The organism is Pseudoalteromonas sp. PS1M3 (genome assembly GCF_016865405.1).
Classification (GTDB): domain Bacteria; phylum Pseudomonadota; class Gammaproteobacteria; order Enterobacterales; family Alteromonadaceae; genus Pseudoalteromonas; species Pseudoalteromonas marina.
Window position 1 is genome coordinate 2,215,895 of the sequence record NZ_AP022624.1, and the last position, 26,183, is coordinate 2,242,077.

Annotated in this window: 27 protein-coding genes and 4 tRNA genes; 17 read left to right on the forward strand and 14 right to left on the reverse strand. The window is 39.1% G+C overall.

All coding sequences use genetic code 11. From position 1 onward, the window contains the following. Positions 1-138: 138 nt before the first annotated feature. The 3 genes from PS1M3_RS10150 to PS1M3_RS10160 all read right to left on the reverse strand — a co-directional run bounded on the left by PS1M3_RS10150 (position 139) and on the right by PS1M3_RS10160 (position 3,791). Positions 139-2,385 (reverse strand): aminotransferase class V-fold PLP-dependent enzyme, encoded by a 2,247-nt coding sequence (locus PS1M3_RS10150; RefSeq protein ID WP_203983982.1) that lies wholly within the window; start codon positions 2,383-2,385, stop codon positions 139-141. A 115-nt stretch (positions 2,386-2,500) separates the two neighbouring features. Further along, complete coding sequence (locus PS1M3_RS10155) at positions 2,501-3,580, reverse strand: AI-2E family transporter (RefSeq protein ID WP_203983984.1); 1,080 nt, start codon at positions 3,578-3,580, stop codon at positions 2,501-2,503. Beyond that, on the reverse strand, positions 3,573-3,791 hold the full coding sequence (locus PS1M3_RS10160) for a hypothetical protein (protein ID WP_008129787.1): 219 nt from the start codon (positions 3,789-3,791) through the stop codon (positions 3,573-3,575). Before PS1M3_RS10160 ends, PS1M3_RS10155 begins: the two co-directional genes overlap by 8 nt. Positions 3,792-3,939: 148 nt before the next feature. On the opposite strand from PS1M3_RS10160, the gene PS1M3_RS10165 reads away from it, so the two are divergent. From PS1M3_RS10165 to PS1M3_RS10185, 5 genes are read left to right on the forward strand one after another with little or no spacing between them, the layout of a single operon-like run. Next, entirely contained in the window at positions 3,940-4,605 is a 666-nt protein-coding gene (locus tag PS1M3_RS10165; RefSeq protein WP_010557553.1) for a hypothetical protein, read from the forward strand. 1 nt (position 4,606) lies between these two features. After that, positions 4,607-6,064, forward strand: coding sequence for a M48 family metalloprotease (locus PS1M3_RS10170; protein WP_203983986.1), 1,458 nt, complete (start codon positions 4,607-4,609; stop codon positions 6,062-6,064). 52 nt (positions 6,065-6,116) lie between these two features. Beyond that, positions 6,117-6,464, forward strand: a complete 348-nt coding sequence (arsC, locus tag PS1M3_RS10175) for an arsenate reductase (glutaredoxin) (RefSeq protein WP_033019120.1) — start codon at positions 6,117-6,119, stop codon at positions 6,462-6,464. Beyond that, entirely contained in the window at positions 6,464-7,018 is a 555-nt protein-coding gene (gene wrbA, locus PS1M3_RS10180; RefSeq protein ID WP_203983993.1) for an NAD(P)H:quinone oxidoreductase, read from the forward strand. The genes arsC and wrbA overlap by 1 nt, the downstream gene beginning before the upstream one ends. Continuing rightward, on the forward strand, positions 7,015-7,458 hold the full coding sequence (locus PS1M3_RS10185) for a DUF2069 domain-containing protein (protein WP_058428672.1): 444 nt from the start codon (positions 7,015-7,017) through the stop codon (positions 7,456-7,458). The genes wrbA and PS1M3_RS10185 overlap by 4 nt, the downstream gene beginning before the upstream one ends. A gap of 66 nt (positions 7,459-7,524) precedes the next feature. Here PS1M3_RS10185 and PS1M3_RS10190 read toward each other — a convergent pair whose 3' ends face one another. Then, on the reverse strand, positions 7,525-8,862 hold the full coding sequence (locus PS1M3_RS10190; RefSeq protein ID WP_203983995.1) for an ankyrin repeat domain-containing protein: 1,338 nt from the start codon (positions 8,860-8,862) through the stop codon (positions 7,525-7,527). Positions 8,863-9,085: 223 nt separating this feature from the next. Further along, positions 9,086-9,679: a phospholipid-binding protein MlaC gene (locus tag PS1M3_RS10195; protein WP_203983997.1), complete on the reverse strand. Its 594-nt coding sequence runs from the start codon at positions 9,677-9,679 to the stop codon at positions 9,086-9,088. A 243-nt stretch (positions 9,680-9,922) separates the two neighbouring features. Between PS1M3_RS10195 and PS1M3_RS10200 the strand changes: the two genes are divergently transcribed. Together PS1M3_RS10200 and PS1M3_RS10205 are read left to right on the forward strand one after the other, a co-directional pair. Then, entirely contained in the window at positions 9,923-10,453 is a 531-nt protein-coding gene (locus PS1M3_RS10200) for an acyloxyacyl hydrolase (protein ID WP_203983999.1), read from the forward strand. A gap of 77 nt (positions 10,454-10,530) precedes the next feature. Continuing rightward, a complete protein-coding gene (locus PS1M3_RS10205) occupies positions 10,531-10,677 on the forward strand; it encodes a DUF2897 family protein (RefSeq protein WP_203984001.1) in 147 nt (48 codons plus the stop codon). 30 nt (positions 10,678-10,707) lie between these two features. On the opposite strand, the gene PS1M3_RS10210 is transcribed toward PS1M3_RS10205, so the two are convergent. Together PS1M3_RS10210 and bamC are read right to left on the reverse strand one after the other, a co-directional pair. Continuing rightward, positions 10,708-12,078, reverse strand: coding sequence for a YjiH family protein (locus tag PS1M3_RS10210; protein ID WP_203984003.1), 1,371 nt, complete (start codon positions 12,076-12,078; stop codon positions 10,708-10,710). Positions 12,079-12,143: 65 nt separating this feature from the next. Continuing rightward, positions 12,144-13,202: an outer membrane protein assembly factor BamC gene (bamC, locus tag PS1M3_RS10215; protein ID WP_203984010.1), complete on the reverse strand. Its 1,059-nt coding sequence runs from the start codon at positions 13,200-13,202 to the stop codon at positions 12,144-12,146. Positions 13,203-13,561: 359 nt separating this feature from the next. Between bamC and PS1M3_RS10220 the strand changes: the two genes are divergently transcribed. From PS1M3_RS10220 to PS1M3_RS10235, 4 genes are all read left to right on the forward strand, one after another. Then, positions 13,562-14,095: a glycine cleavage system protein R gene (locus tag PS1M3_RS10220; RefSeq protein WP_058404145.1), complete on the forward strand. Its 534-nt coding sequence runs from the start codon at positions 13,562-13,564 to the stop codon at positions 14,093-14,095. A 9-nt stretch (positions 14,096-14,104) separates the two neighbouring features. Continuing rightward, on the forward strand, positions 14,105-14,584 hold the full coding sequence (gene bcp, locus PS1M3_RS10225) for a thioredoxin-dependent thiol peroxidase (protein WP_039036704.1): 480 nt from the start codon (positions 14,105-14,107) through the stop codon (positions 14,582-14,584). Between the two features lie 191 nt (positions 14,585-14,775). After that, complete coding sequence (locus tag PS1M3_RS10230) at positions 14,776-14,994, forward strand: DUF6500 family protein (protein ID WP_058404143.1); 219 nt, start codon at positions 14,776-14,778, stop codon at positions 14,992-14,994. A gap of 84 nt (positions 14,995-15,078) precedes the next feature. Next, entirely contained in the window at positions 15,079-15,432 is a 354-nt protein-coding gene (locus PS1M3_RS10235; protein WP_203984012.1) for a 2OG-Fe(II) oxygenase, read from the forward strand. A gap of 568 nt (positions 15,433-16,000) precedes the next feature. Here PS1M3_RS10235 and queE read toward each other — a convergent pair. Beyond that, positions 16,001-16,666: a 7-carboxy-7-deazaguanine synthase QueE gene (queE, locus tag PS1M3_RS10240; RefSeq protein ID WP_039036702.1), complete on the reverse strand. Its 666-nt coding sequence runs from the start codon at positions 16,664-16,666 to the stop codon at positions 16,001-16,003. 144 nt (positions 16,667-16,810) lie between these two features. On the opposite strand from queE, the gene queC reads away from it, so the two are divergent. Further along, entirely contained in the window at positions 16,811-17,467 is a 657-nt protein-coding gene (gene queC, locus PS1M3_RS10245) for a 7-cyano-7-deazaguanine synthase QueC (protein WP_006792320.1), read from the forward strand. Positions 17,468-17,549: 82 nt separating this feature from the next. Here the strand turns inward: queC and PS1M3_RS10250 are convergent, their stop codons facing one another. Continuing rightward, positions 17,550-17,999: an isoprenylcysteine carboxylmethyltransferase family protein gene (locus tag PS1M3_RS10250; RefSeq protein ID WP_006792319.1), complete on the reverse strand. Its 450-nt coding sequence runs from the start codon at positions 17,997-17,999 to the stop codon at positions 17,550-17,552. Between the two features lie 256 nt (positions 18,000-18,255). Here PS1M3_RS10250 and PS1M3_RS10255 point away from each other — a divergent pair, with 256 nt between their 5' ends. After that, complete coding sequence (locus PS1M3_RS10255; RefSeq protein WP_008129811.1) at positions 18,256-18,498, forward strand: hypothetical protein; 243 nt, start codon at positions 18,256-18,258, stop codon at positions 18,496-18,498. Positions 18,499-18,532: 34 nt separating this feature from the next. On the opposite strand, the gene PS1M3_RS10260 is transcribed toward PS1M3_RS10255, so the two are convergent. From PS1M3_RS10260 to PS1M3_RS10280, 5 genes are all read right to left on the reverse strand, one after another. Further along, positions 18,533-19,558, reverse strand: a complete 1,026-nt coding sequence (locus tag PS1M3_RS10260; RefSeq protein ID WP_203984014.1) for a hypothetical protein — start codon at positions 19,556-19,558, stop codon at positions 18,533-18,535. Positions 19,559-19,661: 103 nt separating this feature from the next. Then, the gene (locus PS1M3_RS10265) at positions 19,662-20,342 is read right to left on the reverse strand and encodes a tRNA (adenine(22)-N(1))-methyltransferase TrmK (protein WP_203984022.1); all 681 of its coding nucleotides are present in this window, start codon (positions 20,340-20,342) and stop codon (positions 19,662-19,664) included. After that, a complete protein-coding gene (locus tag PS1M3_RS10270; protein WP_203984035.1) occupies positions 20,343-21,281 on the reverse strand; it encodes a class I SAM-dependent methyltransferase in 939 nt (312 codons plus the stop codon). It abuts the gene before it with no gap. A 3-nt stretch (positions 21,282-21,284) separates the two neighbouring features. Continuing rightward, positions 21,285-23,279, reverse strand: a complete 1,995-nt coding sequence (gene uvrB, locus PS1M3_RS10275) for an excinuclease ABC subunit UvrB (RefSeq protein WP_138740311.1) — start codon at positions 23,277-23,279, stop codon at positions 21,285-21,287. Further along, the gene (locus PS1M3_RS10280) at positions 23,276-24,652 is read right to left on the reverse strand and encodes an MATE family efflux transporter (protein ID WP_203987302.1); all 1,377 of its coding nucleotides are present in this window, start codon (positions 24,650-24,652) and stop codon (positions 23,276-23,278) included. Before PS1M3_RS10280 ends, uvrB begins: the two co-directional genes overlap by 4 nt. A 1,053-nt stretch (positions 24,653-25,705) precedes the next feature. Here PS1M3_RS10280 and PS1M3_RS10285 point away from each other — a divergent pair. The 4 genes from PS1M3_RS10285 to PS1M3_RS10300 all read left to right on the forward strand — a co-directional run bounded on the left by PS1M3_RS10285 (position 25,706) and on the right by PS1M3_RS10300 (position 26,079). After that, positions 25,706-25,782 (forward strand) — tRNA-Asn (locus PS1M3_RS10285). A 21-nt stretch (positions 25,783-25,803) separates the two neighbouring features. After that, positions 25,804-25,880, forward strand: a tRNA-Asn gene (locus PS1M3_RS10290). A 21-nt stretch (positions 25,881-25,901) separates the two neighbouring features. Then, positions 25,902-25,978: transfer RNA gene (locus PS1M3_RS10295), tRNA-Asn, on the forward strand. Between the two features lie 24 nt (positions 25,979-26,002). Beyond that, positions 26,003-26,079: transfer RNA gene (locus PS1M3_RS10300), tRNA-Asn, on the forward strand. The last annotated feature ends 104 nt before the right edge of the window (positions 26,080-26,183 follow it).

Consider the following 26,183-nt stretch of genomic DNA (forward strand, 5'->3'; position numbering starts at 1 on the left):
AGCTTAATCGATTAAGTTGTTATGTTCGTGAATTTTACTAAACGTTCAGTACTTTTTTAATAGTTATGACATTTATGTGAATAAATAAAAATCGGCTACCAGAGCCGATTTAATTTGAATCCTATTAGTGTCGTATAATTAGAGGCTCAATGCCAAACCACCCTCTAAGTTATACACTGTTTGATACCCTAGTTGTGTTAGGTTAGCAGCCGCAAGCTTTGATCGGTTACCGCTACGACACAACAATATATATTTACCGCTCTTACTAAGCTGACCTTCCATCAACGCATTAGCCATTCTACTAAGCGGTATATTAAGTGTTTTTATTTCTTTGGTGCGAAACAATTGCGATACATTATTGGCACCATGCTCGTATGGCTCTCTGGTATCAATCAAATACGCATCGTTTTTAGTAAGCATTGCCTTTGCACTATCAAAATTTAATTGCTGAATAGATGATTCGGGTAACGCGGTGACATAACCACACAATTGTGACCTCGATTTTTCTTTAGCCTGATCATCAAGCTGTTTTTTAATAACAAATTCATCAATACTCATTTGGCCGTTTATTAATCCCTTTAATAAAGGTGTTTGTTGTTGCTCGGCCTCCCAGTTCATCGCAAAACATTGTAAATAATCATGTCCTGAACAAATCACACTTGTTTCATCTAGCTGCTCAGCAAGCGCTAAAATAGAATGAGCCATGGCCTTTGTATTGCCACCAGCTAGAGACGTGTTCCCCAAGCCTGCGGGTAATATTAGGTCACCACAAAAGCAATAATTAATGTGATTATCCCCATTTTTTAGAACATAACTTACGCTATCTTCACTGTGCCCTGGTGTGGCTATTTTTTCTAATCGTTGGTTATTAAGGTCAATATACGCTGCATGTATTGGCCACCCCAGTTTATCTATTTCAATGTCATCGCATCGACTCCCTAATACACTGCGTAATAAAGTAACGCCGCAATGGCGCTCTTGGTGAGTGTGTGTATTAAGCACTGCCTTAATAGTGAGGTTTTGTGTATTAGCTATTTTTTCTAAACGCGGTATGAGCTCTACAATAGGATCTATAATAATTGCCTGTTTATTCTCACTTACATATAACCAGCAACAGGCTCCTTGGTGCCTAAACTGCGTTAAACCAAGCGCGCACACATCTTGGTGAGGGGTTGCGCTATCAGATACTATTAAACAGTTAGCCTGCAAAATGACTTTTAATGCACGTATAGATTCACACGCATTTGCTATTTCTTCGGCTGTAGCTGCGGGACCAAACGATAGCCTAATTGCATTTTCACTCTGCCATTGCTTAACGCCCATAGCATCAAGCACAAAGCTCGTTGAAGAACCCGTGCTACATGCAGACCCTCCACTGACACGAATACCAGCAGCATCAAATAAATCAATCACTTCTTTGCTTGTTAGTTCATTTACCGCAAAGTTGAGCGTTGTTGGTACCGAATGCTCAAAACTATGATTAAACGTAACCTCACCAAAAGTATCTTCAATCGCGCATTTAATTTGCGCGCGGTAGCTATTAAGCACATCGATTGGTTTAAACGTGGTACCTGACCTGTCTAGCAGTAAGCTAAATAGTTTATTTAACCCGGCAATACCGGGTAAGTTCTCGGTACCCGAACGCATACCGCTCTCTTGCCCGCCCCCTGCTATAAACGGTGTATAGGCGCTGCCAGCACGTATATATAAAAAACCGATGCCTTTGGGTGCGTAAAGTTTATGGCCTGAAAAGGGAGCGTAATCTATTGTGGTCGCGCTCAGATTAAGTTGCTTTTTGCCCAATGCTTGAACACAATCGACCATCCACGACACGTCAGGGTTTAAAAAACGGACCGTTTGTTCTATAGCATCTAAATCTTGATACACGCCGGTTTCATTGTTAACCGCCATAGTGCATATCATAAGCGCATTAGGAATGTGTTTTGCAATAAAAGTAAGGTCTAGAATACCCTTACTATCTACCGGAATTGCCAATATTTTGGCATTAATGCCCAATACATCATTCCAATGCTTTAAGGTATTAGGTACCGCTTTGTGTTCAGTTGCACCATACAATAATACTGGATTATCTATTTTATGAGTTTTAGCATTAATGAGTGTGGATACGACAGCGGTTTGAATGCCTTCAGTCGCGCCTGAGGTAAACAAAATATTTCCCTCTTTTGCGCCTATCACTGTTCGTGCGTTTTCACGGGTTTGCTCTAACAAATGCTTAGCTTGAATACCTGTAATGTGTGGGCTTGATGGATTACCAAAACAAATTTGCATTGTATGAGAGACCACCTGAGCAATGCATGGCAACACCGGCGTTGTTGCATTTGCATCGAGGTAAATTTGCTCAGAGCTTAATAAAGAGTCAGACATCTAAAAACGCACCTTATTACTAAAAGATATATCTTATTACTAATATTACATAACTTTAGACGTATTGAGTAATAATCAATTAGTACTGACGGTGCGTTTTCTATGCCTTTTTGAACTAACCCTCTGTCAGTTTATTATTCAGCTCTTCTTGCGTTGAAGACCAAGCAGTAATCAATGCCTTAACAAGCGAAGCCAAAGGAATGGCAAAAAACACCCCCCAAAAGCCCCAAAGACCACCAAAAAACAAAACTGCGACAATTATAAATACAGGATTTAAGTCAACCGCTTCTGAAAATAACAATGGCACGAGTACGTTGCCATCAAGGGCCTGAATAATTCCGTAAATAATCAAAATAGTCCAAAACTGAGTTTCTAATCCAAATTGAAATAACGCCACAGCAGCGACCGGAATAGTCACCAGCGCAGCACCCACAAACGGAATTAACACAGAAAAACCAACTAACACACCTAATAAGGCTGCGTAGCGTAAATCTAAAAATGTAAACGCAATAAACGAAACGCCACCTACAATTAAAATTTCAAACACTTTCCCGCGAATGTAATTCATAATTTGTTGGTTCATTTCGTTCCATACTTGCAAAATTAAACGACGCTGTTGCGGAATTAATTTAGCCACACTACCCGTTAACTCTAGCTTATCCTTAAGCATAAAAAACACGAGCAACGGCACAAGCACTAAGTAAATTAACCACGCCACTAAATCTTTTAACGACGTTAATGAAAACGATAAAACCACTTGCCCAAACTCAATGACTTTAGCCTCGACAGTAGCAACAATGCCTTGTACTTGGTCGGCATTTATTAAACTTGGGTATTGCTCGGGTAAGGCAACTAAATACGACTTACCTTGCTCTAACATATGAGGGGTTTCTTGCACTAAGTTACTGGTTTGTTTCCAAAGAACAGGACCAATCACTAAAATTAAAGTAAGCATAATGCCTGTAAATATAAGCATTACGAACACGGTTGCTGTAAAACGGCGTAAACCAAGACGCTCTAAGTGAACAACTGGCCAATCAAGTAAATAAGCAATAACTAATGCCACTAAAACCGGCACAATTAACGAGCCAAAAAAGTACAGTAAGGCAACAGAAACAAGTAGTAAAAATAATAAGGTGACCGAATGAGGATCAGAAAATTTTCTTTCGTACCATGTTTTTATATATTCAAACACGTAATGGCTCCACTAATAATAAACCTTGTTGTTTATCTAAGTTGTAACTGTAAGCATATTTTTTTAAATATCGCTCAATATCATCCATGCTCTCATCACTATTTACACTAAAAGTGATGGCTTGCCGTGTAGATAATGCTTCACGTAGCCCTAATTTAAACTGAATAAACTGTTGAGGACATCTATAACTTCGTAAATCTTGGTGTAACATACTCGCTTTACCGATTTATTAAAATGAATAATAAGTCGCATTGCTGTGTGTTAATAGTCTATAAAACATCAACAAATGTAACTTTTTCTTAAAACAACGCCTGCAATGGTTTATTCTGTAATACATAGTTAGCAGTAAGGACAGGTTAATGTCTCGCACGCATAATAAAGCGCATCTACCAAGTAATCCAACACTCAAAGAGATTAATTGGTTTAAAAAACAAATAAATTGGGGGGAGCTTCCTCCTTTTTATCATTTAGTTGCCTCTTCGGTTAGCGAGTCTGAGGGTGTTTTAGAGCATGGATTTGATAACGCCGTAAAGCAACTTATCGACAGACGTAACTGGAATCTAGACATACTCGACGGCTTTGAGGACGATTTAGGTGAAATCCATACCAAACATAAACCGCGAATTGCGTTACATCAGGTATTTACAGACCGAGGCTTTGAGCTGTGGGCACTGCCTTATGCAAAAGATATTGTTATTGACCAATACATAAAAGATAACCGCTTTATGGAATTTAGAGTGTGGGATCCGCATTCAATGAAAGTACTATTAAGGTTAAATCAATTACATAAGTTTATTGGTTTTTACTTTGAGCGCGGTGATAAAGCCGATAAAGCCCTCATTTTGCACTCACACAAAGTGGTTCATAAAATTATTACTTTTTTGCAGCGAGAGTTGAACGTAATAAAGATAGATGGAGTCTCAATAAAAGAACTCTACCAGTTGTGCGAAAAAGACAGCCGTGCAAGCAGTGACGAAATAGACATAGCCAAAATTGCCATTGGCGAGCCAATAAACAAGGAATAAGATGCAGCTAAAATCAGCCTTTATCTCTTTATGCAGTGCCGTACTTACATTTAGCCTTCTAGTAAGTGAGCCATTAAAGGCGCAAACTAACTTTAATCTTCCTGATTTGGGAACTTCTGCATTACAAGTACTCCCCCTCGAAAAAGAACAAGCGATTGGGGAAGTAATGATGATGCAAATACGTGGTGGTTCACCGATTATTAACGACCCCGTATTAGATGAATACCTAACTACCATTGGTAGAAAGCTTGTTGCAAACGCAAACGATGTACGTTTCCCGTTTTCATTTTTTTGGATCAATAACTCTGACATTAACGCTTTTGCTTTTTACGGCGGACATGTCGGTGTGCACACAGGCCTCATTGCGCAAGCCGATAGCGAAAGTCAGTTTGCATCTGTACTCGGTCACGAAATCGCTCACGTCACTCAGCGCCATTTAGCACGCAGAATCCAGCAACAACAAGATAACAGCGCAATGACCATAGCGGGGATGATTGCCGGTATTTTAGCAACTATTGTTGCCCCTGACGCTGGTATTGCCATAATATCAGCAAGCCAAACACAATCTGCTTTTAGCCAATTAACGCACAGTCGCTCTGCTGAACAAGAAGCTGATCGAATAGGCATGCAAACACTTAATAATGCAGGGTTTGATGCGCGTGCATCTAGCGACTTTTTAACTAAACTGGCTGCACAAATTCGTTATAAGTATAAACCACCTGCATTTTTGCTTACTCACCCACTGCCTGAAAGCCGAGTGTCTGATGTACGTCTTCGTGCTGAGCAGTACCCAAAGCGTCGCTTACCTGCAAGCCTCGAATTTAACCTTGCTAAAAGCCGAGTACTTGCACGTTACGACAACAAACCAGAAAATGCTGAAGCCTTATTTAGAAAACTCCTTCGTGAAAACAGCTACAGCAATACAGCACTTAATTACGGTTTAGCGTTAAGTTTACTTGATCAAGAAAAACTGGATGAAGCAGACACTATTTTAAGCAAGCTATTAAAAAGTGACCCTAAGAATTTATTTTATATTGATACGCAAACTGATTTACTCATAGCGCAAGAAAAAGCCGACGAAGCCGTTTCATTTTTAGCTGAACTACATAATTACCGCCCTAACAATCAAGTAATTACGCTCAATTATGCAAATGCAGCATTAGAAGCTAAGCAATACGAACTTGCTGAAAACGTGCTTAAAGGTTTTTTATTAGAAAAACCAGAGCATAGTTTAGGTAAAGAGCTACTGGCTGACGCGTACAAAAAACAAGACAAATTGGCGGCCTATCACGAGGCAAACGCTGACGTGCTATCTCAATACGGTGCTTACATGAAAGCCGCTGATGAAATCCAAAAAGCGCTTAACTTCGTAGAATCAACAGAGTTAATAAAACAGCAGCGATTAAAAGCATTACTTACTCAGTACCGCCGTTTACAAAAAGAGCTTGCAAGGCTTTAAGTCTGCAAGCTGTTGCCCTAAAATAGAGGCAATTAACACTATGGAAACTTTTATGTCTGTTACTATTTATCATAATCCGCGTTGTTCTAAATCGCGTGAAACACTTGCCCTTTTACAAAGTAAATCAATTGAGCCCACCGTTGTTGAGTATTTAAAAACGCCTTTAACATCTGATCAAATTACTACACTTATAGAACAACTTGGTTTTAGCTCTGCTCGTGATTTAATGCGTACAAAAGAAACCGAGTACAAAACGCTAAATTTAAAAGACGAAACAAACGAAACCACGCTTATAAACGCCATGGTTCAGCATCCAAAATTAATTGAACGCCCTATTGTTGAACACAATGGTAAAGCCGCAATTGGTCGCCCACCAGAAAACGTTTTAAGCGTTTTATAATGAGTACAACCATCGTGGTACTTTACCACTCGAGCCATGGCTCCGTTGAAGCAATGGCCCATGAAATAGCTGAGTCAATAGAGCAACAAGGCGCAACAGCCCTACTGAGAACGTTTGTAGCTAAAAACCCGCACGACATTGTTATTAGTAAAGATGACCTTATAGAGTGTGATGGCTTGGCTTTTGGTACACCTACCCGATTTGGTATGATGGCTTCTCAAGCCAAAGCATTTTGGGAAACCACCAGCGAGCTATGGCTTAAAGGCCAACTAATTGATAAGCCCGCATGTGTGTTTTCATCGTCAAGCAGTATGCACGGCGGTAATGAGGCCACACTGCTTAATTTATCATTGCCCTTACTACACCACGGAATGATGCTACTTGGTGTACCTTACGATGTGCCCGAATTATTAGGCACTCAAACTGGCGGGACCCCCTATGGCGCTACGCACGTTGCCGGTAGCAACAATAGTGCCCAGTTAAGTAAAGACGAAATTAAAATATGCCAAAGCGTAGGTATACGCCTGACAAAAATTGCGAGTAAACTTCAATGAACACAGCGCAACCCCCTGCTAAAAAGCCAATAACCGTAAAATTTCAACGCATTGCATTAATTGGCTATATTGGCCTGCTCGTTTTAATGCCATTATGGATGTACTTTGTGCCGCCTCAAGAAGGCCCGCTCGATGTTATGTCGCTATTTGTACCTATAATTCCTCTATTACTACCGCTTAGAGGTATTATAAAAGACAGTACTTATACCTACGCTTGGGCAAACTTTGTTGTTATGCTTTATTTTATTCATGGCTTAACTATGCTTTGGGTTGCACCTGACGAGCTGATTTGGGTGTTACTTGAGTTGTTATTTGCATCTTTCATGTTTATTGGGTGTACTTATTATGCAAGACACCGCGGGCAAGAGTTAGGCTTAAAAATTCGCAAACTAAAAGAAGATTTAGCTGACGAAAAAGCCGCTAACGAGCTTCACAAGTAAAATAAAAAAAGCGCGTTTACTATTGGGCAAACGCGCTTTTATACATTTTAAGTACGTATTAACTATTTAAACCAATTCACTTAGTGCAGCCAACGTCACTATACCCGCTAAACATAGCTGAGCTAATAAGCTCAATAACGAAAAGCCCCTCAATACAAATAACCCCCAAGGATGTTTTATATGTGGATACAAAGCGCAGCGCTTTAAGCTCATAGCAAAGAAAAAACAAATCACCGTAACTATAGTTAAACCAAGCGTCAGTTCACTTTTTATGGTCAGCGCTTCATCAAAAAAGAAAAATAACTGTAATGGCAATAATAAAGTCACAATAGCATGTAAAACATGCACTTTTTTAATACGATCAAATTGCCCTTCTGGGGATAGCTCTTTAATTCCAAAATCACGCTCTAGGCATTTAACTAGGTTTTGCGCTTTAATGCTCACAGCCAATCGGTAGCAACTTAGGCCCTCGTTATTACGCGCTCTAAAATCAAAGCCTGCTTTTATTAGCATCACCATTAACGATTCATTTTTTGAGAGCACAGCATAATGCAATGCAGTATTACCAAGGCTATCAAGGGCTTTTTTATCTTGCTTAGGTAGTAAGGTTTGCACAACGTTTACAAAACCACGCTCTGCCGCCCACATAAATGCCGTTTTACCGTTATCATCAGCTAATGTGCCTGTTGCACCTTGCTCAATAAAGCGCATAGCCATTGTTTGCTTGGCCGTTTTTTTACGTAAATGTGTTAGGAGCGCTTGCTCAAGTAAAACCACAGAATCAACATCAGGCGATACTTGTTTCAATAAAGTAAAATAGTCTTTACCCATTGCTACTTTGTCACTTGCAAGCCCACTTAACACTTCTAAGTCAGCAATTGACTCAGGTATAAAGTGACTTAAGCGATCTCTAAAATCAACTTCTTTCCATAGCGATAACGCATCAACAGCACTAAGCTTACTGCCATTATTTAAAGCATGTTCAATGAGTGTAAAATAGCGTTTGCTAAAAAATAAATTAAATAATGAAAGCGGTGTTTCAACTGCATTTTGTGCGGCAACACTTGCGTATTTCTCTAAACGCTGACACAACAATAGCACTAAGCTCTCTGGAGTATATTCGTTATCGTAAAAGTGGGTTTTCATTGCGCCTACGTATGCCTGTGCATCTTCGTCGTATTCACAAATATGTTGAAAATAGCATTCTTCAAAAGGTTCAAGCGGTGTTAACCACGCCAAATAATAAATCGGGGGCAAAACAGTGGTGCACACACCATCGTCTTCATTGGTAGAACGACAAGCTGGCCAAGCTTCTAAAGCATCTAAAATAAAGGCACCGTTTTGCTCTACAAGGCCTTTAATGAGTAACGGATATTCCTTTGGCCAAATCAGTACATTTTCCATTAAAACAACACAACTCCAGTGTAGCTTGGGTAAGTGGTCAGGTTATAACAGCTTTCAGCTGACACCACGCTTAATCAAAGAGGCGATATTCTAGCACACCCAGATCGCCACGCTAGAACAAAGTAGATGAATAATGAAAAATATAAAAGCAGCCAAGTAAGTAATTACATGGCTGCTTTTTTGGTTGGAGTTGGGCTTAATCTCTTCCACACAAAAAGATTAATTATTTATTCTTTAACTCGCTAATTACTTGGTCAATGCCTACATCTGAAATGCGCTGAATTATCTCTTTTTGCTTAGCACTTAAAAGCGAAATACCCTCGGCTACAATATCATACACCTTCCATTGGTTATCTTTACCTAGGCGTAACTTAAAGCTTAAATCAATTGTGGGGGCGTTAGGCTCTATAATTTGCGTATTAACCGTGGCATATTCTGAATCGCTTTGTGCATTATTGTGCTCAAAAACCACTTTTTGGCCTGTGTATTTCATTAATGCACCGGCATATGTACCAGTTAAGTAATGCTCAACCGCGTCAATAAAATCAACAGCTTGTTGGCGCTCAATACCTTTAATGTGTTTACCTAATAGTTTAAAAGACACAAACTTAATATCAATGTGTGGCATTAAACGTTTTTCAACAATTCCCGACATTTCAATTTTACTGGCATTACCTTTACTGTTCACTTTACCTATATCAGCAAAAAGGGTGTCTGCAACAGACTCTAAAAGTATATCTGGTGATTGCTGAGCTTGTGCATAAAGCGATGTACTTAAAAATGCGGTAGCAATTAAAAATAGTTTAATAAGTTTCATAATATTTTTTGTTTGTGTGATTAAGTTAAGGCTAATTTACGTTATTAATACGCAATAAAAAAGGCACAAATAAGCAACTTATTAATGCCCAATAAGCACCAATAGATTAAGTAATTAAATTTCAATAAGTTAATAAAACCTATTAACACACCGTATACATCCCCATTTTCTCTCGCCTTGAATTTATAACCTCCCCACCCTCATCATTTGTTTTTTCGATAAATCAACTATCAGCGAGCAGCTATGAAATCCTTTTTTAAAATACTTATTTTATTAATCGCCTCACTTTTTATTAATACCACAGCATTAGCGCAATCAAACCATGGCTACGCTGTCGACGTACTTAAAGGCACGGGTAATATAAATGGAATAAAATTAGCTTATCAATACCATATGCCAAAAATGCAAAACTTAGTTGGAGATACTCGCTTTTATATCGAAACCAGTGTAAATCTGTGGGAATTTGCGCATAACCACCACTCACAATCCAACTTGGTATTAGCGGTATCGCCTGTATTGCAGTTTCCAGCGTTTAGTTTTAATAACACCCCGTTTTATGTTGAAGCAGGCATTGGTGTTTCACTTGTTGACGAAACACAGTTTGGTGGTAAAAATTTAAGTAGCCATTATCAATTTGAAGATCGTATTGGACTCGTTGCCGACTTAGGCGATACAAACATTGCTTTGCGAATTATTCATTATTCTAATGCGGGGTTTCAAAAGCCCAATCCAGGCCTTGATTTTATGACCTTATCGGTTGCCAAGCGATTTTAATACCCTATTGATTTGTTTGCTGGTAATTACTATTTAAAAACGTAAAATAATCAGCAAACAAAAACTGAGAAATTAAAATGCAAACATGGCAAGTAGTCCTCATTGTAGTGATAGTATTTGGTGTTGTAATAGGAAATATTGCCTTAATAAAACACAGTGCTAATATGGAATTTAAAAAGTCAGACTTGCACTTAAAAAACAAACAAGACACAAAAAAGCCCTGATAAATCAGGGCTTTCAATTTAAAAATAAGATTAACCAACAAGCCAATGTGCCATTAACGAAATAATCGGCAATGTTATAAGTGTTCTGAGAATAAATATTACGAACAGCTCAACAATGTTAACTGGAATTTTGCTTCCTAACAGCAGCGCCCCCACTTCAGACATATAAATAAGCTGAGTCACACTCATCGCAGCAATGATAAAGCGTGTTACATCGCTCTCAATAGTCCCAGCTGCAAGGATTGAAGGGATAAACATATCGGCAAAACCAACCATGATTGTTTGTGCTGCAGCCTCAGCTTCAGGCACTTGCAACAATTCTAAGAATGGAATAAACGGCATACCTAAATATTGAAATAGCGGCGTATATTCTGCAATGATTAATGCAAATGTACCTACGGCCATAACAACAGGTAATACAGCAAATACCATATCAAGTGCGTTGTGTACGCCTTCTTTTAATGTGCCCACTACACCCGGCGATTTATCTGCCTTGGCCAGCGCTATATCTAAAGAATGACCCACTAATGATTTACCTTCGGGCACCAGCTCTGCGTTTGCATCAGGCTCTGAGCCATCAATAAGTAAATCTTTTTTAAACCTAAGCGGTGGCAAGCGCGGCACAATAATAGCAGCAGTAATACCTGCCAAGCACACCGTTAAATAAAACGGAGCAAATAAATACTCAAGCTTTACTTGGCCAATAACCACTAAACAAAACGTAATGGAAACAGCAGAAAATGTAGTACCAATAATAGCGGCTTCGCGTTGTGTGTAGTATTTATCTTCGTACTGGCGCGCAGTCATTAATATTCCCACACTGCCATCACCTAACCAAGATGCCACACAGTTAACGGCACTTCGCCCTGGAACGCCAAATAACGGGCGCATCACTTTAGTTAATAATGTACCTACCAACTCAAGCAACCCAAAATTAAGTAACAAAGGGAGCAAAAGCCCTGCTAGTATAAATACCGAAAACAACACAGGAAGTAAGTCGTTTAACACGAGTGCCCCTGTATTTTCAGACGTGATCGCATGCGGCCCCACGCCTAAGAAGGTCATTAATACAAATGCTGTACCAAATAAACGCGTAACTAACCAAATCCAACTAACGTTAAACAAATGATTTAAAAGCGGTATTTTACAAATCACTTGAGGCTTAAAAACACTTACAATGAGTGAAAACGCACCCGTTATACAAATTATGGCAGTAATAATGGCTTGTGCTGTATCTGCAAAAAATACTTGCATGGCTTTGGCCATCATTGCAATAGGAATCGTCATTGCTTCACCGCTCGACACCGGCGTCATAAACAAAAACACACCAATTAGCGAAGGCACAAGGAACGCAAACCAAGTACGCCAATCGTACTGAGGTGAAGTTGATAATTGAGACATATTTTTAACCTATAAAAACCACAAAAAGAGCTAAGCGCTCTTTTTGTGGTAAGACGTATTATTATTTATATTTTAATGCCGCGCTTAATAAGTGCTGCTTCTAGTGCTTGCTGTAAACCATTCATGGTACCTGGCTCAAGCGTTTCGCCCTTATCGTCCATCCAGGTTAAGCTTGTGCCACCTTGCTTGGTCTTACTCACTAAAATTTGGTATTGGCCTTCATCAATTGGTAATTGCGCAACATCGTCGCCCCAAATCGAATCCCACATACTGCTCTCAGGAGCTTTATAGTCAGCTGTAATTAAACCTGTATCTTGGTTTATTTCAACAATAGTAAACGACAAACGCTCTAAAAAGCCTGAAAAACGATCAAATACCGCATCGTAAGATTGCTCAGTAACCAACGCTGCATTGCCTTTATTGTCAAAGCCCATTTCTAAAGAAATAATACCTTGGCGCTTGCGCATATCAACTTCAAGTTGGCGATAGCGGTAATCAAATTCCGTAATAACTTGGTTAAGTGCACGCACTTCTAATTGCTGTTTAAGCAAGTCTGTAAGTGTTGTATCACCTTTAAAATCTATCAATTCAGCACGTAAAGAAGCTGTACGTTCATGCGATTTTTTTTCAATAGAAAATCTAAAACGTTGCAGGTCATCGTTCTTTTCATCGCCCCACAACCAGCTTTCTTCGGTTTTAATAATTGTGTACCAATCGGTTTCAATAAGACCAAGTAACTTGTCTTCTTTGGTTGTAGCGGTGTTATTTTCAGCTAAAACAGCTTTAATTGAATCCCAAATAAAGTCATCTAAATCAACAATGCCATCGTTTTTATCAAAATATACGCGTGCTAAATTATCAGCCTCTTCGACCCAACTGCCTTTTGCTACAGTGAGTACTTGAGCGGGTGGGCGATAATTGGTTGCGTCTGGATTATTGTTATATTGACCTACTTCCATTTTATAAACTGGATCTTGAGCCGGCTGAGATAAAGACGCTGGTGCTTTTACTGGCTCATGCGCGCGGTAATTACGTTCATTATGCGCATCGTTAACAAATACACTACACCCTGATAAACTTACCAATGCACTTACTGCAAGTGCTTTTGGGATCCAATACTGCACAGATAATTCTCCTTAGCATACCCTTTAATTGTTTTAACAAATATATGAGTGGGTTATGCCGATTTGGTTCAGTGTAAAATCAATATTAACTTTACATTTTTATTTGGCTACTTAATTGCAATAAAGTTCAGCACCTCAACTTAGAAAAAAACTAAGGGCAAATAAGCAAATTTTAGCTATGGTACTTTCCTGTGCCAGTAAAAACAAGAAACACCGTACTTTAAACGCGCTTAATTAGCCCGCATTATAGTTTAGACACCGTTTTGTGTTAAACTTCGCCGCCGAGCACGTCCTCGAGTGTATTTAGTAGTGTTATCCATTGCGTTGTTATAACCCTTGTAACTTAGGTATTTTAACCCATGACTGCATTTTCAAATCATCAAATTGTGTTAACCGCTATCGGCGAAGACAGGCCGGGTATTGTCAGTGAGCTTACGCAATTGGTTAGCGACTGCCACTGTAATATTATAGACAGCCGCATTGCCATTTTAGGCTGTGAGTTTACCTTTATAATGTTATTGCATGGTGACATGTCGGCCATAAGCAGAATTGAACATGTGTTACCAACCAAAGCAATGGAACTTGGCCTGCTAACCATGATGAAACGCACTACAAGCCATACCCCTGGCGAGTTTTGTGCCGGCTACACGCTCGAATACACAGGTATAGATACCCCGGGCACACTAAGCAAAGTGACACGCTTTTTTGCCGATAACCACATCAGCATTTGTTCTTTAAAGTCAGATACGTTTAATGAAGAAACTGACACTAAAATGCGCTGTGAAGTAGAATTTAATATCCCCATAGATGTAGACATAGATAAATTTAAAATTAGTTTTGAGAGCCTTTCTCATACCCTAAACGTAGATTATATTTTTAAACGCATTCGTTAAGGAAATAGCATGAACACAATTAGTCCATTACAAGCTGGTGATACAGCACCCGCTTTTAGCTTACAAAACCAAAACGACGAAACAATCACATTAAGTGAATTGTTAAAAGAGCAACAAGTACTTGTGTACTTTTACCCTAAAGCGTCTACACCAGGCTGTACCGTTCAAGCAGAAAACCTGCGCGACCAACAAGCCGAGCTTGCTAAGCTTAACACCCGTGTTGTAGGCATCAGCCCAGATCCAATTAAGCGCCTTAAAAACTTTGAAACTAAAAAAGAGCTTAACTTTGATTTACTCGCCGATGAAGATCACGCCATTGCAGAAGCATTTGGTGTATGGGGCTACAAAAAGTTCATGGGTAAAGAATATGACGGTATTCACCGCCTTACATTTTTAGTAGGCCAAGACGGTAAAATTAAACACTTATTTGATAAATTCAAAACCAAAGATCATCACCAAGTGGTGCTTGATTATTTGGCGGCAGAATAAGCTCGCTAACTACGACCAAAAAAAATACATAAAGCGTTGCCCTAGAGCAGCGCTTTTTTATGTTATTTACTAAATAACGTGGTTAAATAAAGCATCTTCGAAAAATAAATAAACAACTGCTCGTTTTGAATTTAAAGTTAAAGTTTGTTCCTTTTTGTTTTCAACAATAAGCTTTATTAGGTTACTCATATATGAGACAAGAATTAAGAACTAAAATCATTGAAGTGTGTGATAAAAAAATTGCCAGTAAAGGTGATAATGTAGGCCTGTCTTTCTATGCTTTTTTTGCTAATAAAAACAACAACCCAGAACTTTTAATGGAAGCTGCTACTTGGTGGATTCAAACCCATCAATTAGATCACTTTGTAAAAGCTCATAAAATAAAACAAATGGTGCTGAATAATTTATAAGCCCCCAAGTGCTCATATTCGATGTGCATAATGCTTTAAGCAACAATTAAAAGCGCGATTTAAAGTCTCTAAATCAAGGAGTGTATGTATTTTGTAAAAAAGCTATTTCGATGGTCACGAGGCAGGCAAAAATCAGGCTATGATAAAATGCTGATTTGTGGTGCATTTTGGCCCATAAAGTTTGATGTGTATTTATTAAAGTTCCCAAAAGGAAGTGAAATACCACCGCACACTGATCTTGTTAAGGATGGTCAGCATTACAGACTAAATATTGTGTTAAAAAAAGCGGATATAGGCGGAGAGTTTATCTGCTCTAGCCTCATATTTGAAACAGAAAGGATCAAGTTATTTCGCCCTGATATCAGCAGGCACCAAGTATCAAAGGTAGAAAAAGGTAACCGATATATACTAAGTATTGGCTGGATAAAAAATACTTAGTCAAAAACTCCCCTTAAAGTGCACTTTAATCTAGTACTCACCATCTTTCACGGTATAGTCTATTGATATATTGAGCATAAAAAACTAAATATAAGGATTTAAATTTGAAAAAGGCAGTTAGGTTTAAAGCGTATTTAGTGGCTTTAATCACATGTATTATTGGGTTTCAGTTTTCGCCGGCAAGTAATCAGTTTTATGCAAACCCGTTTTATGTTGGCGGTATTATTTTTGCAATCGTACTAATTGTGAATGTTATTAATTACTTCTGCCCAAAGTGTAAGAAAAACCAGGTAATGCAATCAGCTACTAGCTATCGCCTGCCAACAAATAATTGCTATCACTGCAGGGAAGAAATTAACTAACATTGTCGGATGGCGCTTTGCTTATCCGACCTACGTGTTTAAATAAACTTGTTAGAGTTTGATATAAAGAGTGCTTGGAAAGAGTGAGCATTGAAGTTGCTGTGTTGGGTTTCGTTTCACTCAACCCAACCTTTTATCTACAGAATATAACTTAACGCAGAGCAGCTTATCGCTTACAGCTAACCACTTAAAGCCGCCTTTGCGTTTTAACTAATTCCTAAATACTTGTGTACTTGTATTGATAGGCGCCAGTTTTTGGCAATACAGGTGTCGATTGCTAATTTGGTTGCTGATACTTTTTGGCTAATTGGCTGTAAGTAAACAAGCTTTGGGTTAACACCTGTTTTAGCAAATAATTCTTCAAGCTCTTCTACGTGCTTTTGCATCGCTACTGGGTGCTTTATCTCGTTGGCGCGTTTCATGGCGCTGGTAAGTACTTCATAACCGCCGCGCATGTTTATTTTAGGCGATACAGTAACCCATGTTTGCTCAGGGGCGAGTATTTCAAACGTGCCGCTGGTTTCTATTTGTGTAGTAAAGCCTTGTGCATGTAATAAGTTACATACTGGGTTTAAATCGAACATGCATGGCTCGCCGCCGGTAATTACAACATGCTTTGCGGTATAGCCACGTGATTTAAACAGCTCAAGTACTTGCTCGGCGCTGGCATCGGCCCAATGATCTGAGTCGGCTTTTTTCTCTACGGTTTCGTCAAGAGACACTTTGTATACGTTGTCTACATCCCATGTTTGTTTTGTGTCGCACCACGAACACCCTACAGGGCAACCTTGCAGGCGTAAAAATATTGAGGGTGTGCCAGTAAAGCTTGCTTCACCTTGAATGGTTTCAAACACTTCATTAATTTTGTACAAAAGAGATCTCACTTACTACCTAGTAGCCAAATTGCTACTATTAAAGACGAAAAAGCGCTGTGCAAAAATTGTTATTTAAGCTGCGGCCGTGTAGTATATCGCGCCCTGATATAAACCTCTATTAAAACTAAGAGCAAAACAGATATGACGCAAAAAGTAGTTGTTATTTATTCCGGCGGTATGGACTCATTTACCGTATTAAATAAAGCCCTGCAACAAGGCCATGATGTATATGCCCTCTCATTTGACTATGGTCAGCGTCATGTAAAAGAGCTTAAAGTTGCTGCGCAAGTATGTGAAAAGCTTAATGTTCCACACAAAATAGTTGATATTTCAGCTATTAATCAGCTTATTGGTGGCTCATCATTAACCGATAACATTGATGTACCAGAAGGCCATTACGAAGAAGAAAGCATGAAAAGCACAATAGTGCCAAATCGTAATATGATTTTGCTCTCGCTTGCAGTTGGTTACGCAGTATCACTTAAAGCAAGCCAAGTTTATTACGGTGCTCATTCTGGGGATCATGCTATTTACCCCGATTGCCGTCCTGAATTTGTGCAAAAAATGGATGATGTATGTCGTATTGCAAACTACGATGCAGTAGAAATTTTTAGCCCATATCTTAATAACACCAAAATTGATATTTTAACTGACGGTATTAAAATGGGTTTAGATTACAGCCAAACATGGACATGTTACAACGGCCGTGAAAAGGCCTGTGGTAAGTGTGGTGCGTGCCAAGAACGTTTAGAAGCATTTGCACTAAACAATATTACAGATCCGTTAGAATACGAATAAGCAACACATAAATAAAAGAGAAAGGCTATGTTACATAGCCTTTTTTATTGCATAGTAAATTAATTACACGGCATTTCAGACTCTATAGCCAGCGCCTTACGCGAGCTTTATAGATAGTAAATTCATCACCAAATAATTTAGTAAGCGCACGTTCTTCTGGCATTATTTGAAACAACGTTAAATAGCCAATAAACCCAATAACACCTAACATTGCCCAAACAGAGCTTAACCACACACCCCACCCAGCTAAAATAAATGCAAATCCTAAATACATGGGATTACGTGAAATTCGGTAAATACCGCTGGTAACTAATTTTGATGCCTGTTCTGGTTTATTGGGGTTTACTGTGGTTTTGGCTAGCTTAAAGCTCACAACCCCCGCAACACAGCTTGCACAACCAATAATAACTAAACTTGCCGCCAAGTAGGCAACAAATACAGTAAAGTCAATAACACTGTAATGCGCTATAAGCGCCATAATGCCTGCAAAAAATAGAACAACTATAACGGGAGGTATTTTATTATTTAGCATAATAACTCTCTGATAAAATTAGTTTATAAAATAGTGTGTTAGTAACTATATGGCGATTGATTTGACATTAAACAACCCTGTTACTGTATAAAGTATGAACACCAGACAAAAAGCACTGATTTACATGTATATAGCCACAGTGTTAATTGATTGATTTCAAATCATCGCCCTTTACAAATAAAGTTACAATTGTCAGCTTTATCTAAATTGAAGAAAGCGTATACTTTAAAAATAAAAATATAAAAGGAATATAGTTATGTCTGGTACTACGATGATTGTACTTATCGTGCTTATATCTGTGGGTTCGGGTGTGGTTTACGATATGTATAAAAAGCATTTAGAGTTTAAACATAAAATGCAAAATAACAATAGCGATGCTCATAAACAACTTGCTGAAACAAAAGCAGAAGTGGTTGCACTAAAAGAACGTGTACAAACACTCGAAGCTATTGTGACCGACTCAAGCTTTAACGTTAAGCAAGAAATAAACAAACTGTAAGCGTTGTTAAACGCTTACTTGTTCACTAAGGCCCTTAAAGGTAGTTTGGGTATAAATGGGCATTTTCTGGTTGCTCTATTCCATGGGCTGCTAGAAACCCACCTATAGCTTGTCCACACCCCTGAGGTGCTCGCCCGCTGTCTATTTCGAAGTTTAATTGATTAGCTTCTTGCTTACCCATTGAGCACAAATCAACTGTATTTGGTGAGCGCATTGCAATGCTTAACTTACCAATACTTTCTACCGCCACACTTTTACTAAAGCGGGCAAAACCTTGATACTTAAACTGCTCATTTACGTAGTCGTTGCTAGTGTTAACCAAGGCTGTGATAAAACCATGTAAAAAGTGATTACTTGACGACCCCGTAGTCAAAAACGCAATTGATTTATTGTTGAACTCGCTTAACTGAGCGCCATCGCAATGCAGCTTTACTGTATACAAATGCTGCTCGTCAGTAATGGCTTGATAGTCGGTCAGTTCAACAATCGAATCAGCAAACACAATGCGACTAACCAAATCGCTAATATTATCGCTATGGTGCGTTTGTAAAACTAACTCTGGGTTTTGCGACATGACAGGTAAATCGTGATGGTTATTAAATGGTGTGCTAATTGCACCATTTTGTTTTAATTGAAATAACTCTCTAACTTCGTGCTCACGCGCTACTTTTAAAGCTAAAAAAGCAGTTTGAATAAGTTCTGAAGTGGGTAAGTTTTCTTCTACTATCCAGCGTCTACCAAATAGCAATTTTTTTGCTTTATCGGCATTTTGATGGCCACTTTTTTTGTAGTTGTCAGGGCTTAGTACTGCAACTTGTAGGTATATTTCATCGCCTTTTTGTGCAGCTAGGACCCTAAAGTGGGCCGAAAATTCTATGCTTTCGAGTACTTCATTTACACTTTCAAGTGTATGCTTGTAACGTAAAAAATGCTGTGGAACGACCCAATTATTATTAGCTAATTGCACAAGCGGCGCATAGGGAATTGGCTGCTCGTAGCTATGTTGCCATTTTTTGTCGTTACTGAGTAACGTATTTAGGTGACTATTTTTATCTGACATAAATAAACCAAATAAACTCGCACTGGGCAAGATATTAACTGTGCTTACATTACGTGTTTTGTTATGTAATTAGATCACAGCCGCCCGACAAAATTGGGCTTTTTTAACTATCGTATAGACTTTGATAGTCGCTTATAACTTTTTGATAATAAAGCTCATCTTTATTGAGCATTTTATTATAATGATTTAACAGTCGTTGAATGTAAGCCGTATGCTGTTTATTATTTAAGTCCCACATGGCATCACCTGTTTTACTTACCGTTTGGTTGCTTTTAAAGCTAACCTCTATGAGTTCGTATATACGGTTTTTATCGCTTATGATGTGCTCACTATGCAAACCCAAATTAAGCTTGTGTAAACCACTGCGCAGTAAATAGGTGTGGTGAATTGGGCATAAAATAAATCGCACATGCTTTACAGACTCTGGCGAGTTGTTAGCTATTATTTGCTGCACTAAACGCAGCGCTAATTCACCACCTATACCCGCTATAACCACTACCTGATTTGTTACATCATCAAGCTTTATACTTCCAACGTCCTGACACAAGACCTGCCATTCAGGCTTTTTATCACCAGGCGTCCTTAATTTTTTGTTACGTGTAAGCGTTGCCTCAAGGTCAGACATGACATTGGATAAAATATCAACAAACATGACCTTATCCGCAGCTGAGCGCTTTAACAAAGCCATTCCCAAATAGCCATGATCGCAGCAGCAATCCCAAATAGTGTTTTGCTGGCGAGTGATCAGCGCATCAATCGCAGCCAGTCGTTTACTGAGCTTCATTTAATCAGGCGAATGTGACATTTTATAGACAAGCGCTTTTAAACTTTTATCACTGTCTATTTCAATAAAGCGTGCGGTAGGTGCAAGGCGCGCTACAAATTCAATCGCACCTTGTGTGTGCTCAGCAATAAGTGCTTTAAATGCATCCTCAGTTAGCTCGGGGCTATTGGCGCATAAGAGCAATTTAGTTGTTTGATTAAGTAACTCAGGGAGCCTACGAAGCACTTTTTGGTAATCTTTAGTTAAAATAAAGCTGCCTTTTTGAAAACTTGGTGGGTCAACAATAATCAGATCAAACGGAGCCGCTTTTTTTAATTTACCAAACGACTTTAAAATATCGTGAGGTAAGTAACTCACGCCTTTGTCAAAGCCATTTAACTGATGGTTTTGCTTACCTACTTTGAGTACTCCTTTGCTCATATCCATATTCATTACGTGATCAGCGCCGCCCTGCATTGCTGCTAACGAAAAGCCGCACGTGTACGAAAATAAATTAAGTACTTTGCCATGCTTACTATTCGCCATTACAAACTCACGGCCGCTTCGCATATCTGGAAAAATCCCCGTGTTTTGGCGGCTTTGCAAATCAACTAAAAAGCGAATTCCGTTTTCGGTTACTGTATGCGGATTAGGAAGCGATCCAAACATAACGGTATTTTGGCTTTGTACACCTGCGCGCTGCTGATAAACAAGCGAGGTAATTAACTCTGGGTAATGCGCTTGCGCCCATTGCCAAAGTGTTTCGGTTAGCTGATTAAGCGTGTTGTCGTCTATTTCATCGTAAGAGACTAAAAATAAGCTTGGCGGATAAAAATCTAAATTTAAGTGGCTTAATGCCTCAATACTATGGCCTCGCCCGTGAAAAACACGACACAGTTCGTTATTTAAAATAGGGGCACTCTCAAGTGCCGTGATAAGAGGCGTAAAATTTATAGTCATTTTTTAATTAATCAACTGTTGTTGTAGTTCGTGTATTTCGTCGCGCACAGAGCCCGCCTTTTCAAATTCTAAATTACTCGCATACGCGTGCATTTTAGTTTCAAGCTGCTTGATTTGCGTTGCAATTTCTTTCGCGCTAAGCACCTTTTTAGACTCTTTACGAATAAGTTGTAGGTTATCTTTAGGTCCAGCTTCTTCGCCTACATCCATCACATCAAGAATCTTTTTGGCTAAAGCACGTGGCTCTATGCCGTTATCTATATTGTATTGATGTTGAATTTCGCGCCTGCGGCTTGTTTCATCTATCGCTTTTGCCATAGATTTAGTCACTTTATCGCCATATAAAATAGCACGGCCATCTAGGTGACGCGCGGCACGACCAATAGTTTGAATAAGCGAGCGCGTTGAACGTAAAAAGCCTTCTTTGTCGGCATCCAGTATCGCAACCAGCGCCACTTCAGGCATATCCAAACCTTCTCTTAGTAAGTTAATGCCTACTAGCACGTCAAACACCCCTGCGCGTAAATCACGAATTATCTCTACGCGCTCTACAGTATCTATGTCTGAATGCAAATAACGTACTTTTACGCCGTGTTCACTTAGGTAGTCGGTTAAATCTTCAGACATACGTTTAGTAAGCGTAGTCACTAATACGCGCTCACCTTTTTCAACACATTGGTATATTTCTGACAATAAATCATCAACTTGGTCGCCAACAGGCCTTACTTCTATAAGCGGGTCTAAAAGCCCTGTTGGGCGAATAATTTGCTCTGCAACTTCCCCGCCACTGCGCTCCATTTCAAAGTCGCCAGGCGTTGCCGATACATAAATGGTTTGCGGAGCAATGGCTTCAAACTCTTCAAACCTAAGTGGGCGATTATCCATGGCTGAGGGCATTCTAAAACCATATTCTACAAGGTTTTCTTTACGGCTTCTGTCGCCTTTATACATAGCGCCAATTTGCGACACCGTTACATGGGATTCATCAATAATCATTAATGCGTCATCAGGCAGGTAATCAAGTAATGTTGGTGGCGGATCGCCAGGGGTTCGCCCTGATAAATATCGACTGTAGTTTTCTATTCCCGAGCAATAACCCAACTCGGTCATCATTTCTATGTCGTACTGAGTGCGCTGCGCAATACGCTGCTCTTCTACCAATTTATTGGCACTGAGTAATTGAGCTCTTCTATCTTTTAGTTCTATTTTAATATTTTCGATTGCGCCAAGAATTTTTTCTCGCGGAGTTACATAGTGCGTTTTAGGATAAATAGTGGCACGCACAATATGTTTTTCAACAGCACCTGTCAGCGGATCAAAAATACTCAAGCGCTCTATTTCGTCGTCAAACATTTCTACCCGCACTGCGTATGTTTCTGACTCTGCCGGGAATATGTCGACCACTTCGCCGCGAACTCGGTAAGTACCTCGGCTAAACTCTATGTCGTTACGGGTATATTGTATTTCGGCTAAGCGGCGAAGCATGTCACGCTGGTCAACTTTTTCGCCTACTTTTAAAAGCAACATCATTTTCATGTATGACTGGGGGTCACCCAAACCATAAATAGCCGAAACCGATGCAACAATAATGGTATCGCGGCGTTCAAGAAGTGCTTTAGTAGCACTTAAACGCATTTGTTCTATGTGCTCATTTATTGAAGCATCTTTTTCGATAAACGTATCACTCGATACAACATAGGCCTCTGGTTGGTAATAGTCGTAATAAGAAACAAAATATTCAACGGCATTTTTAGGAAAAAACTCTTTCATTTCACCATAAAGCTGCGCAGCCAACGTTTTATTGTGGGCCATAATAATTGTTGGGCGATTTAAGTCGCTAATAATATTAGCCATGGTGAAGGTTTTACCCGTACCTGTAGCCCCTAACAATGTTTGATGAGCAAGCCCGGCTTCTAAACCTTCACATAATTGCTTTATTGCGGTGGGTTGATCCCCTGCTGGTTTAAACTGTGATTTTAACTGAAAATGATCACTCAACTATTGCACTCCTGTAACGACTGACTGCTCAAAGATTCAAGCTCTTTTATAAACCATTTATACGCTACCAATGCGGTAAATAAATTACCGACAGCAGCGCCTATAAATAATCCCGTTAACCCTGCAAAATGACTACCTAAATAAGCAAACGGAACATAAAAAATAAACAACCGAATAACACTTAAAAACAGCGCGTTCATTGGTTTATGCAAAGCATTAAACGATGAGTTTGATAATATGATCACACCTTGCAGACCATAACTAAGTGGAATGATATAAATAAAAAGTTTAATAACATCTATTACCGCTTGCTCTTTACCAAATAACTGACTTATAACGCCAGAAAAAATAATCAGCAAAATATAAATTATGAACTGCCAAACCATGACAAACTTCAAAGTCCCTATGTATGCATCCTTCACTCTACATAACTTTCCAGCCCCAAAATTTTGACTAACAAATGGAGGGAGTGTCATTGATAAGGCAAGAACTAAAATACTTGCAATAGACTCTATTCTGCTACCAACACCAAACGCGGCAACAGCCTCAGGACCATGATTAGCAACAAGTGCCGTCATTACTGCCATTGCAATTGGTGTAAGCATATTAGCACTTGCGGCAGGTACACCTATTTTTAATATTTTGCGGATTGACCCCATAACTGTTTGTGACCCAGCTTTTAAACTAAGTAACCGTTTTGCTATTAAAATATATAAGATAATAACAACAGCCACAGCCCAGGCTATTACACTTGCAATTGCAGCCCCTTGTATACCCATAGCGGGTATAGGACCAAAACCAAATATAAACATGGGGTCGAGTATTGCATTTATAAGCCCTGCACCTCCCATTACGATACTGGGCGTTTTAGTATCGCCACTGGCACGTAATACGGAGTTACCAATCATTGGTGTGATTAAAAATACACTGCCAATAAACCAAATATTCATGTAGTCATGAATTAACGGCAGCACCTGCTGCCCTGCCCCTAATAATGTAAATACAGGGTCAATAAGTAGATAACCAAAAAGCGATAACGTAAGCACCAGTGCAACAGCCACCAATATAGAGATGCTGGCATCAAACCGGGCTTCATCTATTTTGTTACTGCCTAATGCTTTTGCAATTACAGCTGAGGTACCTATTCCTAATCCTATAGCCAAACTAATTACAGTAAATGTAACAGGGAATGTAAAACTCACTGCGGCAAGGGGCTCAGTACCTAACAAGCTAATAAAAAAGGTATCAACAATATTAAACATCATTAACATGATCATGCCCAAAATCATTGGAACAGTCATGGTTTTCAACGTGGGCAAGATAGGAGCATTTAGTAAATCTGGGCGAGTCTTGGGATTTTGTGTTGCGCGCATGAAATAAATAGCCTCTTTTACTGAGTTGATCATTTTAAAGCATCAGGGCAATTCAAGCCACGGATTTATCAATAGATTTAATGCAAGAAAACCGCTTAAAATGCGCCCTCGAAGTAAACGTTGCTTTTTAAACGGTTTTGTTAAAACAGCGGGTTAACGCGCCAAAAAACAATTAAGACACATAATTGTTACTTTTATTACAAAACACACGCGCCACCTGATGCTTTTTTGCACAAATCTCCTTTTTGATTTATCGTAACGAAAAATTCCACTCATCGTATCACACACAATAAAACAAAAACCTTAAGCCATTGTTTTTAAATGAAATAAAAATAATAATTTAAAAGCTTGAAATCGTTGTAGCACTCTAAATTACTGGTGCTGCTGATGTTCTTAAAGTTTAATAAACAGAGTTATCCACAGAAACCGTGGATAACTCATTGGACCCCGCATTTATAAAGGGTTTAAGAGAGATACATTTTTACTACTAACTTAAAAAGTGATGAGATTTGCTTTTATATTGTTTTATAACCTTTGCAAACCTATTTCATCAGGTTAGTAAATTTTATTTGCAATGTGGTTATTAAGCTAACCTGTTTTCAGCATTTATAATTGCAAGTTATTGATTGTATTATTTATGAGCACCTTTGCTTTTACTTGCGTATATGGTTAGGTGCTAAAATTACAAACGTTATAAAGCATACGCTTTAGATTTTATTATTTCGGATTAAAAAATACCCTAACGTCAGATTTTTGAGTATAAATAGCTAAAACCAAGAGTCAGTACTTTTTAAATTTGTGTTTTAAACAGACTAAATCATTTCAAAGTCGTATTTTATTTACTCAATTGGCTATAGCAAACGATCACTCAGCGCTAATTAACTACCAATGGTTTTATTGAAAGTTCAATAAATGGTTTCAAATAAAGCTATAAAACACGCAGATTGCACATAAAAACAACGAATAAACCTCTTTTTTTAATTTATGACTTTTATATGTTGACACTTTGCAGCGCGGTCATTAATATTTCGCCCCGTTGAAAGGCAAGACGCTTCCCCCTTAGCTCAGTTGGTTAGAGCGACGGACTGTTAATCCGCAGGTCCCCCGTTCGAGTCGGGGAGGGGGAGCCAAGCTTTTTAACCATAAACGATTCCCCCTTAGCTCAGTTGGTTAGAGCGACGGACTGTTAATCCGCAGGTCCCCCGTTCGAGTCGGGGAGGGGGAGCCAAGTTTATGTATATGATGTAGTTCCCCCTTAGCTCAGTTGGTTAGAGCGACGGACTGTTAATCCGCAGGTCCCCCGTTCGAGTCGGGGAGGGGGAGCCAATATCATACAAGTCAAAATTTAGTTCCCCCTTAGCTCAGTTGGTTAGAGCGACGGACTGTTAATCCGCAGGTCCCCCGTTCGAGTCGGGGAGGGGGAGCCAATTCTCAACAATTCCATAGACATTTACTACTATTTCCACTACCCTTCTACTCTAGAACTAAAACATTGAAAAAAAACTAATAAATGTTGCATTTAGTTAAATAA

Excerpts from the sequence above, each read along its gene's own strand:
- PS1M3_RS10205 (WP_203984001.1), top strand. The coding sequence starts at position 10,531 with ATGCAAACATGGCAAGTAGTCCTCATTGTAGTGATAGTATTTGGTGTT.
- PS1M3_RS10185 (WP_058428672.1), top strand. The coding sequence starts at position 7,015 with ATGAACACAGCGCAACCCCCTGCTAAAAAGCCAATAACCGTAAAATTT.
- PS1M3_RS10195 (WP_203983997.1), bottom strand. The coding sequence starts at position 9,679 with ATGAAACTTATTAAACTATTTTTAATTGCTACCGCATTTTTAAGTACA.
- PS1M3_RS10165 (WP_010557553.1), top strand. The coding sequence starts at position 3,940 with ATGTCTCGCACGCATAATAAAGCGCATCTACCAAGTAATCCAACACTC.
- PS1M3_RS10230 (WP_058404143.1), top strand. The coding sequence starts at position 14,776 with ATGAGACAAGAATTAAGAACTAAAATCATTGAAGTGTGTGATAAAAAA.
- arsC (WP_033019120.1), top strand. The coding sequence starts at position 6,117 with ATGTCTGTTACTATTTATCATAATCCGCGTTGTTCTAAATCGCGTGAA.
- PS1M3_RS10150 (WP_203983982.1), bottom strand. The coding sequence starts at position 2,385 with ATGTCTGACTCTTTATTAAGCTCTGAGCAAATTTACCTCGATGCAAAT.
- PS1M3_RS10170 (WP_203983986.1), top strand. The coding sequence starts at position 4,607 with ATGCAGCTAAAATCAGCCTTTATCTCTTTATGCAGTGCCGTACTTACA.
- PS1M3_RS10220 (WP_058404145.1), top strand. The coding sequence starts at position 13,562 with ATGACTGCATTTTCAAATCATCAAATTGTGTTAACCGCTATCGGCGAA.
- bcp (WP_039036704.1), top strand. The coding sequence starts at position 14,105 with ATGAACACAATTAGTCCATTACAAGCTGGTGATACAGCACCCGCTTTT.
- PS1M3_RS10210 (WP_203984003.1), bottom strand. The coding sequence starts at position 12,078 with ATGTCTCAATTATCAACTTCACCTCAGTACGATTGGCGTACTTGGTTT.
- PS1M3_RS10200 (WP_203983999.1), top strand. The coding sequence starts at position 9,923 with ATGAAATCCTTTTTTAAAATACTTATTTTATTAATCGCCTCACTTTTT.
- PS1M3_RS10160 (WP_008129787.1), bottom strand. The coding sequence starts at position 3,791 with ATGTTACACCAAGATTTACGAAGTTATAGATGTCCTCAACAGTTTATT.
- queC (WP_006792320.1), top strand. The coding sequence starts at position 16,811 with ATGACGCAAAAAGTAGTTGTTATTTATTCCGGCGGTATGGACTCATTT.
- PS1M3_RS10265 (WP_203984022.1), bottom strand. The coding sequence starts at position 20,342 with ATGAAGCTCAGTAAACGACTGGCTGCGATTGATGCGCTGATCACTCGC.
- PS1M3_RS10260 (WP_203984014.1), bottom strand. The coding sequence starts at position 19,558 with ATGTCAGATAAAAATAGTCACCTAAATACGTTACTCAGTAACGACAAA.
- PS1M3_RS10255 (WP_008129811.1), top strand. The coding sequence starts at position 18,256 with ATGTCTGGTACTACGATGATTGTACTTATCGTGCTTATATCTGTGGGT.
- PS1M3_RS10190 (WP_203983995.1), bottom strand. The coding sequence starts at position 8,862 with ATGGAAAATGTACTGATTTGGCCAAAGGAATATCCGTTACTCATTAAA.
- PS1M3_RS10270 (WP_203984035.1), bottom strand. The coding sequence starts at position 21,281 with ATGACTATAAATTTTACGCCTCTTATCACGGCACTTGAGAGTGCCCCT.
- PS1M3_RS10280 (WP_203987302.1), bottom strand. The coding sequence starts at position 24,652 with ATGCGCGCAACACAAAATCCCAAGACTCGCCCAGATTTACTAAATGCT.
- PS1M3_RS10235 (WP_203984012.1), top strand. The coding sequence starts at position 15,079 with ATGTATTTTGTAAAAAAGCTATTTCGATGGTCACGAGGCAGGCAAAAA.
- PS1M3_RS10250 (WP_006792319.1), bottom strand. The coding sequence starts at position 17,999 with ATGCTAAATAATAAAATACCTCCCGTTATAGTTGTTCTATTTTTTGCA.
- wrbA (WP_203983993.1), top strand. The coding sequence starts at position 6,464 with ATGAGTACAACCATCGTGGTACTTTACCACTCGAGCCATGGCTCCGTT.